Raw genomic sequence first — 13,684 nt, 5'->3', positions numbered from 1 at the left:
TTTATAAATAACGTATTTCTGCATTATAGAAACCTCAGGTATTTATTTTTATTATGTTAAGAACAGCATAAAACTAAATAAGGGAGAATAGATGATTGCTAAATTAAACAGGTTAATTAATGTGTTAGTGTGGTCAGAAGGTACCGAGCCTAAAAACGTCTATCCCTTAGGTATTAATGGGTTGATTGCTAATTTTTTAGCAAAAAGGTCTGATTTAGTTACTAAGGCTATAGGATTTAATGATGAATACTTTGGTCTTAATAAGGAAGTGCTAAAAAATGCTGATGTTTTAATTTGGTTTGGGCATAAAAGGCATAATGAGCTACCTGAGGAATTAATTGTGCCTATAACTGAACGAGTTAAACAAGGTATGGAGTTTATTGCTCTTCACTCTTCCCATTTTGCTAAACCTTTTAAACAAATTTTAAACACGGAAGGCAATTGGCATAATTATGAAGATACAGGCGAGCCTGAACATATTGAAATACTTCTGCCGCATCACCCCATCGCGCAGGGCATAACCAATTTTACCATTCCGCAAACAGAAGTTTATGAGGAACCTTTTGCAGTACCAACACCTGATGAAGTGATTATGCAAGGAAAATGGAATGAAAATCGCATAAGCCGAGAAGTGTTAACTTGGCAAATCCATCAAGGTAAAGTTGTCTATATTCGCGCAGGTCATGAAGATTATCCAATTTATTTTATGCCCCAGATGCAACGGTTAATTGCAAATGCTGTTTATTGGTCAGCTAATACTATTGAGTAAGTTATTCTGACATCTAATTAAGGAGACATCTCTAATTTAGAAGCTGACTTGCTTTAATGATTAACTCAGCTTTATTTCGGCAAGCCAATTTTTTGCGTAAAATTTGCAAGTAATACTCTATTGTTCGATGTGAAAGGTTCATTTTTTTGGCAATCTCTTTCGCTGATAGACCTTGTATAAGGTATTTAAGGCACTTTCTTTGTTGCCCGTAGATAGCCAGAGAATTTGCTTTTAAACAAATACTGTTTGTTATAGAAGAATGCTGTTGCATAGAGTATAAGCCTATAACACCTATAATTTCGCCAGCAGCGTTCATAAATGGTGCCTTATTAACAAGTACTTCGCAAGGGGCGGCATTAACATGGCAGTGTTGTTCTAGATGATTGATTAAGATATAACCCTTGGCTACTTCTTGATCCCAACGTGTATACTCTAATGCGTGGGCTGCCCAGGGTAAATCAAAATCAGTCTTGCCACTGACCTCATGTAATGTTTTATAGCCTGTGCTGGCTATAAAAGGTAGGCTTGCATTAATGATTCGACCTTGTAAATCTTTTACAAATAAAAAGCCAGGAAGTTGTTTAATAAGATAAGAATCCGCTAAAGTGGCATAATTAAGTGTCTTCATACTGTAAATTTCCCGAATTTAAGCTACGTATAAATTTGCTAACATGCCAATTTATATTAATTATAATTTTTATTAAGGACAATTAAATACTATGAAAAAGTTACGTTGGGGGATGATTGGTGGCGGTATTGATTCAATGATTGGTCCTATTCATCGTTATGCAGCGAGATTAGATAATGTTTATGATTTAGTTGCTGGTTCATTTAGTCAAGATTTGAATAAATCAAAACAGCTAGGAGAATCACTTGGTTTAAATCCATTGCGAATCTATCCAAATTACCAAGTGATGCTAGAAAAAGAAAAAAACCTACCCGAAGAGCAACGGGTTGAAGTCATTTCTATTGTTACCCCGAATCATCTCCATTTCCCTATTGCAAGAGAAGTAATTGAGCGTGGTTTTCATATTATATTAGAAAAACCCATGACGCTTAATTTAGAAGAAGCGATCATTTTAAGGGATTTAGCAAAAGAGAAGAAGCTTTTAGGTTGTGTGCTATACACTTATACGGGTTATCCAATGATTAAGGAAATGCGTGAGCAAATTAGAGCAGGTAAAATAGGCGCGATAAGAAAAGTACATGCAAGCTTTACGCAAGGTTGGTTAAGTCAATTTAATGAAAAACAAAATAAACAGGCAAGTTGGCGGCAAAATCCTAATTATGCAGGTGCGTCTGGAACAATGGCTGATATCGGCATCCATGCATTTCATTTAATCGAGTATGTTACCGGTTTACAAACAGAGTCACTTTTTGCTGAAATGGATACTTTTGTTCCTAATCGATTATTAGACGATGATGGTACGGTCTTATTGCGATTTACTCAAGGTGCTAAAGGTACTTTAGTTGCTTCACAAATAACCATTGGCGATAGCGCTAATTTAACACTTCACGTGATAGGCGAAAACGGAAGCTTAAAATGGGAACATACTAACCATAACCAATTAAAATACTATCAACCGAATGCTCCTATTGAAATTTATGAAGCAGGCAATAACAATACCTACTTGTCAGCAAAAGCACGAGCGAGCTGCCGCCTCCCAGCGGGTCATCATGAAGGATTTCTTGAAGCTTTTGCTAATCATTATTATCAATTTTATTTAGCTATCAACAACTTAACAGACACTCAAGAAGATTTAGACTATCCGAGTTTAGAGGTAGGAGTAAGGGGTATGTGTTTTTTGGAATTTGTGCATTTGTCTTTAAAAAAAAAGCATTGGATTGAAATGCTTAACTCTTAAAAAATATAAGGATAAATATATCAAATAGTATAAAATATATACAAAATTTAATAATTCCTTAAGTATTCATAACTATAATAGAGGTACATATAATTATATGAATATGTACTATGTCTCATACAAAAGCTGAACCCTCTTATACAACAGTTGAAGAAAGTCCCCTTGGTAAGTTATTGTTTAATTTGCAAAAAAGCCTAGAATCTGCACTAAAAGATCAAGGGCTTCAATCTCATAATACTCCAGAAGTCAACAAGACTAAGGAACAAATTCAAGCTTTATTAAATTTAATTGATGAGATAAAAAAAATTCTTAAGGCATTTGATAATGGTGGCACAATTGGCTTAACAGATGTAACTAAGATTAAAAATGCTAAAGCATTAGATAAAATTTTAGAAAAATATGCAACACCTGCCTTAAAAGATTTAAAGACATTAGATTCAAAAGATTTTAAAAAACAAGTAGAAAGCGCAATTAAAAAATTAAAAAAACCTTTAACAGAGCAGAGTGTTAAAAATGCTGTAAAAGAAGTAGTTGTGGCAATATTTAACCGCCCAGATTCAGCAGATTCCAATCCTGTTTTGAGCCACTTATTGTTTATCATTCATAGTTTTGATTTAAGCGATGTTTTGGAAGACGATAAATTAGCAAATTTAATCAATGATTCATTATTTATTAAAATTAAGGAAGAATTTTTGCCAGGGTCAGAGCTGCATAAATATTACAATTTTGAAATTCAGCATCCAATTCTTTTGAGTATTGTGATTGATTTATTAAACCAAATAGATACTCTTCCTATAAAATTTGAAGATTTTGCAACTTTTTTAAATCCTGATGCCTTTAAGTGGGTTCCGAAAGTAAACCATGCTCCTAAGGAAAATCAACCTTATGTTTATAAAATAAGTGAATCTGAAATTAACGTCCACGAACGCTATGAAGAATATAAACGATACATAAAAAGCTTCCTAGAGCGATCTATTTCTGATTTTTTTACAAAATACCCGAAAAATAAACAAGTAGAGCAGGAAAATGCTAAATCTGAGTTAGTGAAACAAGCTATTCAACTTTTAATTAAAGAAATAAAAACAAAGAGTGAAGGGATTGCTAACCAGCTTCGAGAATTAAGAAAACTTACAGAAGAAGAACCTGAAAAACAGGTTGAATGTATATTAGAGAAGCAAAAGCAAGTTGAAGTACTAGCTAATCAGTTAGCATTATTGTCGAAAGAATGTGTTGAGTTCATTAGGGAAAGAAAGGATTGTATCCTTGGACAAATAGTTTCTACTGATGAAGAATCGCAAAAATTATTAGAAGTATACGAAGCGGAGTTTCAGGATGACTCTTTAGCAGGTGAAAAGTTATTTAATATTAAATATTTTAAGGAAAATAATAGAGGAATAATGCAACAACGTATAGCTGCAGATGAAGTTGTACGTGAATTAAATAATATACCAACGGAGGTAGATGGCACTCTATCCCGCACTCGTAGTATATTAAAAAGCCAATTAAACGAGGCTATTAGCAGTTGGTATCAGCAAGAATTAAAGGCACATACTGAAAGACTTACTGGCCTGAGAGCTCAATCTAAGGAGGTTAAGGATAAAGCTGATAAATTAGGAGAAGGTTTAGAATTAGATCTAGCTAGTTTTTCCACTCCAGAAGAGAAAATTGATCATATTAAAGCTAAGCTTGTAGAGTTAGAACGAGCAAAACAAGAGCAACTAGTAGCTCTAACCAATTTATTTGATCATCAAAAAGCTGCTTTTACCCACTTATCTGAACAAAGAAGTATTCCTGAGCAGCTTATTGAGCATGCTCCAAAAATTAGAGAGGCTATCAATGAACAATATAGAATAGCGGATGAGGGTTTAGGCGAAGCAGAACAAAGTATCCGAGCTGCAAAGGAAAGATTAAATAAGATAGAATTATATTTAACTACTCAATTAAAACAGGCTGAAGAAAGAGCATCTAATAATCCTGAAGATTTTAAAAAGAAAATTGAAGAAAAACGTGTTGAATTTAGTAAAACTTTACATCGTGATAAGGAAATCCCTGTTGAATTAGAGGACAAGACAAAGCTCAGAACAAAATATGAAGACGATGTAGCAGCTGGCTTGCAATTATATAAGAAGCAATTCAAAGCCTTTAATGAAAAATTGGTCGAATTTACGCAAAAGCTAGCTATTATTTACAAAGTTGATTTAAAGACAATTTCTGATGGGGAATCTGAACCTATTCCACAACAAGTCAAGAATAGGATAAAGGAAGCTTTGAGGGCTAAAAAGCAGAGTCTTCCTATCATAACTAATTTTCAAAAATTCTTAGAAGAAATGGGTAGATTAAATCGAAATATCGCAAGTGGTAAGAAACTTGATAACGAAGTAGTTGTTTCTTTTATTAAAGATATTTTTACGCCTGATCTTGCAGATATTGTTCAGCCTTTTTTAAATGGCTTAATGGATGCCATAGGGCAAAAAAGAATCCTCTTTAAAGATGTGGTCAGTAATCCAAAGCATTTTTATCAAATTTTACTCGGTGTTCATAAAGAGTCAAAAGCTCAAGCAGAAAAATTAAATCAATTCTTAGATAAGCGATTAGACGAACTGACTCATTATTTAACCGAATATGCACAATTAACGGGGCTTTTGGAATCACTAGAAGAGATAGGCGCTCAACTTATTGGAGCAGAGACCCAATATTATAATGCAAAAGCTATCTATGATGATCACTATCTAGGGGCTGGTGAAGCCATAGACAGATTAAACCAAGAGTTGAAAGATAATGCTCGAAGCAGAGTAGAACTCTCAGAGGTGATGCGTACCCTTGAAAAGATAAAAAAATTATTAGAAGGTTACCATACATTAGCTAATCAAGTAAGAGAAATAGAGGCTAGACAAGATAGACCGCTTAATCAGTGGCTAATAACAGCTGGAAAAATCTCTCAATTTTCTCGTGAGATAACCACTCTTCTAGAACAGCGGGAAGAGTTAGCTAAACAAATTACAGCCACTACTAATCCTAATAAGGAAGAATATATTGAGAAAGCAGAACAGCTTAAGATACTTTTTTCTAGCCTTAAAAAGGATTTAGAAGAAGGAAGTAATGTTTGCCAAGAAAAAATAAAGGAGGCTGTAGTACAAGTTAATGAGTTCTACGAAAGATTGAAAGAAAATTATGAAAGTTATAGTAGCATGTATGAAGAATATAAAAAATATAAAAATGAAGCTACTCTTAATGAAGAAATTACGTTTATTCAACAGGTTGAAAGCCTTAATGCAGCTTTTAAAGCTTTTAAGAAAGTTCAAGAAAATATTCCGATTTCAGACTTTGATAAACAACAAATAGGGATTAAAGCGACTAAAGAAGAAATTGAGAAATTAGTAGATTCTTGTCGTGATGCTTTGAGTATAGTACCTTCAACAAAATTACAGGCTTGCGTAAGGCAGTTAAGTTTTGCTGAAAATGATGCTATAGAAGCTATAACGATTCTTACAGTTGCAGATGAAAATAAGGATATTGAACGCGATGTACAGAAAGTAAAAAGAGCTGCAACACAAATTAGGAGTGCTTTGGCAGTCAAAAAAGAAATAGACAAAATGTTATTAGATTATGAAGAGCAAGGATACAAAGTTACAAAACCTACTCGTATGTTTACAGATAACGCTCCACCTGAGCAGGTAACGCTTACTGAATTTTCAGGATCTGTTAATAGTAAGATAGACGAGGCTAAAGAGGCTATTAAAACCGCTTCTAGTGATATAATTAGTGCTAAACAAGAGCAATTAGTTGAGAAATATTTAAGTGAATTAGATATTTATTTAAATCAACGGGCAGAAAGATTTAGCGTTAAAGATAAAATACCTCTATTATCTTCAGATAAAAATAATCGTGAAAATTGGGTAAATAATACTTTAAAAGTAGCATTAAATAACTATAGAGAAGATGGTAATAGTGATACTTTATTGGAGGCTATTCAACAGCAAAACTTTCCCGGTGTACACTTACAACCTTTATTAAATCGTTTGATTCTTGACGTTAAAGAGCTTAAAAAGTTAAGTGAGAGCTTACAAGGACAATTAGATCCAGAGCCAAAACCAATTATTACTGAGCCTCAAGAAGTAACTGCAAGGCATAGGCAAGCGAAAGAAATAGTAAATGCACTTGATAAAAAGTTAAAAGAAAGATTGCAAGCAGTTTATGCTGGCATAGATGATATGGCAAAATATGGTGCTAGCGTAGATAAGGAAGGGGATAAAGCAGCAGGGGAAACAGCACAGGATTTAGCAGCAACCTTGAGGGCACGTCTAGATGAATTTATTATCCAAAACAAAGATGACATTAAAAACAGACTGTTACCACCACAAAAGAGTGCAGAATTTAGTAAAAATTTTAAAATTTGCGCTCATAGTCAAGATGACAAGATGAGTCAACATCGAGCTAAAGGGAAGTTGATTTTTGCAAACATTGTGCTTGGAGTTGTGCTAGCTGTAAAACTTTTAGTTGATGCTTGTACAAATAAAGTTAAAAAACCATTCTTCTGGCAAACTGAGCGTCAAAAGAAAGTTGAGGATGTTGAAAAATCATTTGATGAAGCGATACAAAATTTATCAGCTCCAGCTCAAAAATAGTTTGATATACTAACCCCGCTTTAGCGGGGTTTTATTTTGATCCAATGAGGCTGCTAAGCCTGCTGTAACGCTTTAATCACAGCCCCTAGAAAGCGTGTGGCCTCACCCCCGGTCACCGCACGATGATCAAAGCTTAACGATAAAGGCAATATTCGATGCGCAACAATTTGACCATTTTCAACGACTGGTGCTTCATATAAACGACCCACTGCAAGAATAGCGACTGTTGGTGGTACAATAATAGGGCTTGCGAAGCGGCCAGCGAATTTACCAAAATTAGATAAAGTAATCGTAGCACCCTTTAAATTTTCAGCAGGAACAGAGCGCTCACGAACGGTTTTCTTATACTCATCAACTTGTTGGCGTAACTTGGTTGCTGATAAAGAATGTGCATTATGAATAACCGGTACAAAAAGGCCATCTTCTGTATCCATCGCTAATCCCAGATGCATTTCTTTAAAACATTTTCGCGCATTGTGCAGCGTATCAAACCACGCATTTAAAGAAGGCTCTAATTGGCACGCTTGGGTTAGTGCTTGAATAAGGCGAACGGTGATATCACTTTCTTTAGTCCAGGCATGAATATCTGCTTCATCAAAAATAGTGACGGGCACAACATCACGATGAGATTGAATCATGCTATTTAGCATCGTTCGTCTAACGCCGCGTAAAGCTTCAAAACCTTCTGGTAGTTGCGTTTGATTAGAAGCAGCGCGTTCTACATCTTCACGGGTAATCATGCCATGCTCACCACTGCCTAATAAAGTGGCTAAATTAACGCCTAGTTTTTTCGCTAACATGCGCACAGCAGGCGTTGCTTTGGCGCGAGTGGTATTGGTCTTGCTTGCGCCAATCGTAAAGTTATCTTCGCTTATATCATGACTTTCTTCCAGGTTGCCAACCACGGTTCCTTTATCTGCTTTAGCTTCTGCTGTCGCTTTAAAAGCAACAAGCGGAGAGCCTGTCTTTAATACATCACCTGGTTTGCCATAAAGTTTGGCAATCACGCCATCTTGTGGGCAAGGAACATCAACCACGGCTTTCGCAGTTTCCATAGAGACTAATGGTTGATCCGCTTTAACGGTATCGCCTTCTTTGACAAACCATTCATGAATTTCTGCATCGGGTAAACCTTCACCTAAATCAGGTAAATTAAAAATATTCATTATTACTCCATTATGCTGATAACAGTGTCTTTAATTCGCTTAACACTAGGGATATAGTATTTTTCTAGTTGAAAGTAAGGCATTACCGTATCATAACCAGTGACTCGTTGAACGGGCGCAAATAGGCTATCTAGGCAATTTTCCATCAGCTGAGCTGAAATCTCGGCGCCAACGCCACCTGTTTTAGCCGCTTCGTGCACAATTACGCAGCGGCCCGTTTTCTCAACGGAATTTAAGATAGTTTCAATATCTAACGGTTTAATTGTTGCTACATCAATGACTTCACAGGATAACCCTTCTTCATTTAATTGTTTGGCAGCTTGCATGGTTTCATGAATACTAGCGCCCCAGCTTATAAGTGTTACATCATCACCTTGCATAAGCGTAAAACACTTACCTATTGGTAATGCTTCTCCATTATCTTCTACTGGTTGTTTTACTAAACGATAAATACGCTTAGGTTCTAGGAAAATAACCGGATCAGGATTTCTGATGGCAGCAAGAAGTAAACCGTAAGCGCGTTTTGGAGAGGAAGGAATAACTACTTGTAAACCAGGAATATGAGCAAATAAAGCCTCAGTACTTTCTGAATGATGTTCGGGGGCCCGTATACCGCCACCGAAAGGCGCGCGAAATACAAGAGGGCAGTGCAATCGGCCGCGAGTACGATTACGCATTCTAGCAGCATGAGAAATAATCTGATTCATAGCAGGATAGATAAAACCCATAAATTGAAATTCTGCAACCGGTTTTAAACCCTGAATTGACATACCTACTGCAAGGCCACCAATCATTGATTCAGCTAAAGGAGAGTCAAATACGCGGTGTTCGCCAAAACGGTCCTGTAAGCCTACAGTCGCACGAAATACGCCACCATTTTTACCAACATCTTCACCAAATACAATGACATTTTCATCCTGGGCTAATTCGTAAGCTAGCGCTTGGGTAACTGCCTCAACGAGGGTAATATCAGGCATGAGCGGCTTCCTCCATAGCTATTGCGCGCTGTTCAATTAAATAATCGGGTAGGTCTGCATAATGATAATCGAATACTGTATTGACAGTTTGTGGTGACCTGCTTAAGTATTCATCAACTTGTTGTTGAACAAAGTCATTACTTTCATCGAGTAATTGTTTTTCTTGTTCATCATTCCATAACTGACGTTCAGTAAGAAAATGTCGTAGCCGGCTAATAGGCTCTTTTAATTGTGCTTCTTCAACTTCAGCTGCTGGTTGGTAGCGTGTTGCATCATCAGCAGTAGTATGGTCACACAAGCGATAAGTGAGCGCCTCAACTAAGGTTGGACCGCCGCCAAGGCGCGCTTTTTCAATAGCTTGCATGACTACATCGCGACAAGCTATGACATCATTACCATCTACTTGAACACCATCAAAACCGGCAGCAATTGCTTTTTGCGCAATGGTTTTGCACGCAGTTTGTTTTGCTAAGGGAACGGAAATAGCCCATCGATTATTGTTAACCACAAAAACCACGGGTAAATGCCAGGTACCAGCAACGTTAATTGCTTCATAGAAGTCGCCCTCAGATGTCCCCCCTTCGCCAATGCACGTAACGGCAACGCGCGGTTGTTTTCGATATTTAAAGGCAAATGCAACCCCTGTTGCATGTAGGCATTGAGAAGCAATCGGTACGCAAATTGGTAAATCTTCCGAATTACAGCTAAATTGACTGCCTCTTTCATCACCACCCCAATAAGCTAAAATTTCAGACATTTTAACGCCGCGTTGAAGTTGTGCTGCATAATCACGATAATAGGGAATTAATACATCTTCTTTGCGCATGACATGGCCAATGGCAGTAGAGATGGCTTCTTGACCATTAATTGGCGCATAAGTGCCCATTCTACCTGTACGTTGCAGTGCAATAGCTTTTTTATCAAAAATACGTGTACGCACCATAATACGATAAAGCTCTTGTAGTAAAGAGCCTTCTTCTGCCCAAGAGGGCAGCGAATTATGTAACTTTCCATGTTCATCTAAAAATTGTTTAAATGCTATTTCAAAATGTGCGATTATTGTCACACTACATCTCCTTTTCTGAGCATAGAGACATAGAATACTCATAAATTTTAATAAAAACCATCTTTAGACGTAGGGATTAAACCTTAGTTGCTTAATTTATCTCAGATTAATTTTGAGAATGGATTGCTTCCTGCATTATGACAATTTTTTTGTTTTATAATAATTAATTTTTTACTTTTGTGGAAAAAAAGTGCAACATTACCTGGCAAACTAAACTATGAAGTAGTCTGTGTAGAGAATTATGACGAAGTTTTCAATAATTGATATTCCATATACCAATAACGTAAGTGGCTATTATACAAAATTAAGCAATCTGCCTGGCTTTGTTCTTTTAGAAAGTGCTGATTCCATTCGAGGCCGTTATGATATCGTAAGTGCTTACCCTTATAATACGCTTTCTAGCAAGCATGCCACAGCAAGTGTGTTTTTAGATGCACTACAAAGAAATATACCCTTAGTGGATTATCAATTAGATTTACCATTCCAAGGCGGGGCGATTGGTTTTTTTTCTTATGATTTTGGTTGTGAATTAACTGACGTTTCTTGTAAAGAACAACAATCCTTAATGAGTATGCCGAGTGCTCAGATTGGTTTGTATGATTGGGCAATTATTGCTGATCATCATTTAAAAAAGATTTCCCTATTTGCTGCTAACATGCAAGCTGAAACCGCAGCAATTGTCCAAGAGGTTTTGCTTAAATGGCATAATCAAGAAATAACGGTAAAAGGCTCGGTTCCACAAAAAACATTTACTCCTTTAATTACAAAAGCACAATATCAAAAGGCTTTTGCTAATATTCATCAAGCTCTAAAACAGGGACGCTGCTATCAAGTCAACTATACGCAACCTTTTAAAGCCTATTATCAAGGTGAACCCTGGGCAATTTATAGTAAGATAAGAGCTTTTAATCCGGTGCCTTTTGGCGCTTTTATGAAAATAGACAATGTCAGTATTTTAAGTTTTTCGCCGGAACGTTTTATTAAACTAGAAAATAGGCAACTACTTGCCTCACCCATTAAAGGGACAAAACCGCGCGGGCAAACAAAGGTAGAAGATATGAGGCTGCAGCAAGCGTTAAGCGCTTGTCCTAAAAATCGGGCAGAGAATGTAATGATAGTCGATTTAATGCGTAATGACTTAGGTAAGATTGCTAAAGTAGGTACGGTTCAAGTACCCGCTTTATGCGAAGTAGAAAGTTATCAGGCTGTTCACCACTTAGTTAGTCATGTTACAGCAGAGTGCGCTGATATTGTTTCGCCTGTTGCCGCTTTCGCTAATTGTTTTCCAGGCGGTTCAATTACGGGTACGCCAAAACGTGAAGCGATGCATATTATTGCGGAACTTGAGCCGTATCGACGTGGCGTTTACTGTGGCAGTATAGGTTATTTTTCGGCTCATGGAAGATTTGATACGAATATTGCCATACGAACTATCGTTGCTGCAGATAATGAGCTTTATCTTGCTGCTGGAGGCGCTATCGTGGTTGATTCGGTTTGTGATGATGAGTATGAAGAGTGCTTCACTAAGATTGCTGCCATTTTAAAGGGCCTATAATTAATAAATGTTTTGTTTCATCTATGGTCTGTGACTTATTCAGGGGAACTAAGATCTGACTACATCTTTAGAATTTAGAAAAAGAGGTTATTTTACAGTTTTTGCGTCGAGCTTTAATTATTAAATGAATAGGATTTTAATAAAGGATAGGGCATGCAACGTCGTAATGCGGCTGTACTTGTTTTGCATGAACGAGTAACTCATTCAATTATACTGACTGAGCGAAGCAGTCAATTAAAAAACCATCCTGGTGAGATATGTTTTCCTGGTGGTTTGTGGGAAGAGCAAGATGAAACTCTTTTTGCTACTGCATTAAGAGAACTTGAGGAAGAATTAGGGATAACCGCCGATCGTGTCACCTTACAAAAATCCTTAGCTCCAGAGCAGACCTTAACTGGTTATCTAATTTCTCCATGGCTTGCTTCTATTGAAACAATTGAACCCTATTTTCTTAGTGAGGAAGTTGTCGCTGTATTGCGGGTTCCTGTTGCTAAAGTATGCGATGTAGCTCATTACCAAAAAATAGAGGTAGAAAAACGTGGGCTTAGATTTATGTCTTATCAATTTACAGCAGAAACTCGCTTTGTATGGGGTGCAACAGCGCGAATTATGATGCAATTATGTGAAGGCAAAAATAAATCTTATCTAGATTAGATTTAACCTTACAAGAGTTGCTATAGTGTAATAAAGGACTTATTACTCTCAATATTTATGGTTAACAATACAATTCATTTAATTACACATAATAGCTGCCTTATGCATGAAATGGGTCATACTCATCCAGAATCTCCAGCACGACTTAGCACTTTAATTGATGAGTTAAAAACATCTACACTGCCTTTAAGCTGGCATGATTCAAAGGCTATTTCTTATCAACTTTTAGAAAGTATTCACTCTCTGGATTATTTAAAGATGTTAGATTTGGCAGCGCCTACTCAAGGTTATATTTCAGTAGGTCCAGATGCTGTGATGAATACACAAACCTTATCAGCAGCGCTACATGCAGCAGGAAGTGTAATCGAAGCAGTTGATAAGGTTTATCAAGGTAGTGCGAAAAAAGTTTTTTGCTTGGTTAGGCCGCCTGGCCATCACGCTATGCGTGCACAGGCTATGGGCTTTTGTTTTATTAATAATCTCGTTTGTGGTGTTTTATATGCTATACAAAAATATCAAGCGCATCGTATAGGTATCGTTGATTTTGATGTACATCATGGTAACGGAACACAAAATATTTTACAAAACAATCCAAATATCTTGTTTTGCTCATCTTTTCAATATCCTTTTTATCCTTTTGATCCTGTCATTGTTGATCATCCCATTATTGCGCATTTACCTCTAGCTGCTGCTACTACAGGAAAGGAATATCGCAAACAATTTGAGAAGGTATTTCTGCCGCGTCTTGAACAATTTAGACCGGAAATTTTATTTGTTTCAGCAGGCTTTGATGCCCACTATCAAGATCCTATTGGCGGTTTAAATTTAGATGAAGAGGATTTCTTTTGGTTAGGTCAAAAATTAATGGAAATTGCTAACAAGTATGCCAATGATACTGTCATTTCTGTTCTGGAAGGTGGATATAATTTACAGGCATTAGCAACGTCCACACATGCATATTTACAAGGTCTTCAAGCTTATTAGTAGCTATGTTAAAAAATTTAGAG

10 protein-coding genes are annotated in these 13,684 nt (G+C 36.5%); 6 read left to right on the top strand and 4 right to left on the bottom strand.

From position 1 onward, the window contains the following. Nucleotides 1-91 precede the first annotated feature (91 nt). Nucleotides 92-769: a ThuA domain-containing protein gene (locus ACQUW5_RS01975; RefSeq protein WP_444989488.1), complete on the top strand. Its 678-nt coding sequence runs from the start codon at nucleotides 92-94 to the stop codon at nucleotides 767-769. A 31-nt stretch (nucleotides 770-800) separates the two neighbouring features. Here ACQUW5_RS01975 and ACQUW5_RS01970 read toward each other — a convergent pair whose 3' ends face one another. Continuing rightward, nucleotides 801-1,397 carry a LuxR C-terminal-related transcriptional regulator gene (locus ACQUW5_RS01970; RefSeq protein ID WP_444989486.1) on the bottom strand — a complete coding sequence of 199 codons (597 nt, stop codon included), beginning with the start codon at nucleotides 1,395-1,397 and terminating at the stop codon, nucleotides 801-803. Nucleotides 1,398-1,488: 91 nt separating this feature from the next. Here ACQUW5_RS01970 and ACQUW5_RS01965 point away from each other — a divergent pair, with 91 nt between their 5' ends. Together ACQUW5_RS01965 and ACQUW5_RS01960 are read left to right on the top strand one after the other, a co-directional pair. Beyond that, on the top strand, nucleotides 1,489-2,634 hold the full coding sequence (locus ACQUW5_RS01965) for a Gfo/Idh/MocA family protein (protein ID WP_444989484.1): 1,146 nt from the start codon (nucleotides 1,489-1,491) through the stop codon (nucleotides 2,632-2,634). Between the two features lie 110 nt (nucleotides 2,635-2,744). Further along, entirely contained in the window at nucleotides 2,745-7,259 is a 4,515-nt protein-coding gene (locus ACQUW5_RS01960; protein WP_444989482.1) for a hypothetical protein, read from the top strand. A 53-nt stretch (nucleotides 7,260-7,312) separates the two neighbouring features. Here ACQUW5_RS01960 and ACQUW5_RS01955 read toward each other — a convergent pair whose 3' ends face one another. The 3 genes from ACQUW5_RS01955 to pdhA are packed head-to-tail and all read right to left on the bottom strand — an operon-like array spanning nucleotide 7,313 to nucleotide 10,468. Next, nucleotides 7,313-8,425: a dihydrolipoamide acetyltransferase family protein gene (locus ACQUW5_RS01955; protein ID WP_444989480.1), complete on the bottom strand. Its 1,113-nt coding sequence runs from the start codon at nucleotides 8,423-8,425 to the stop codon at nucleotides 7,313-7,315. A 2-nt stretch (nucleotides 8,426-8,427) separates the two neighbouring features. Further along, the gene (locus ACQUW5_RS01950) at nucleotides 8,428-9,402 is read right to left on the bottom strand and encodes an alpha-ketoacid dehydrogenase subunit beta (RefSeq protein ID WP_444989478.1); all 975 of its coding nucleotides are present in this window, start codon (nucleotides 9,400-9,402) and stop codon (nucleotides 8,428-8,430) included. Next, complete coding sequence (pdhA, locus tag ACQUW5_RS01945) at nucleotides 9,395-10,468, bottom strand: pyruvate dehydrogenase (acetyl-transferring) E1 component subunit alpha (RefSeq protein ID WP_444989476.1); 1,074 nt, start codon at nucleotides 10,466-10,468, stop codon at nucleotides 9,395-9,397. The genes ACQUW5_RS01950 and pdhA overlap by 8 nt, the downstream gene beginning before the upstream one ends. Before the next feature lie 241 nt (nucleotides 10,469-10,709). Here pdhA and pabB point away from each other — a divergent pair, with 241 nt between their 5' ends. The 3 genes from pabB (at nucleotide 10,710) to ACQUW5_RS01930 (ending at nucleotide 13,661) form a co-directional block, all read left to right on the top strand. Further along, nucleotides 10,710-12,023: an aminodeoxychorismate synthase component I gene (gene pabB / locus ACQUW5_RS01940; RefSeq protein WP_444989474.1), complete on the top strand. Its 1,314-nt coding sequence runs from the start codon at nucleotides 10,710-10,712 to the stop codon at nucleotides 12,021-12,023. A 153-nt stretch (nucleotides 12,024-12,176) separates the two neighbouring features. Continuing rightward, on the top strand, nucleotides 12,177-12,677 hold the full coding sequence (locus ACQUW5_RS01935; protein ID WP_444989472.1) for an NUDIX hydrolase: 501 nt from the start codon (nucleotides 12,177-12,179) through the stop codon (nucleotides 12,675-12,677). Between the two features lie 102 nt (nucleotides 12,678-12,779). After that, on the top strand, nucleotides 12,780-13,661 hold the full coding sequence (locus ACQUW5_RS01930; protein ID WP_444989470.1) for a histone deacetylase family protein: 882 nt from the start codon (nucleotides 12,780-12,782) through the stop codon (nucleotides 13,659-13,661). Nucleotides 13,662-13,684: the final 23 nt, after the last annotated feature.

The sequence above is a fragment of the Legionella pelazae genome, assembly GCF_052527395.1.
Note: the sequence above shows the minus strand (reverse complement) of the source record. Positions and strands in the feature narration are given on the sequence as shown.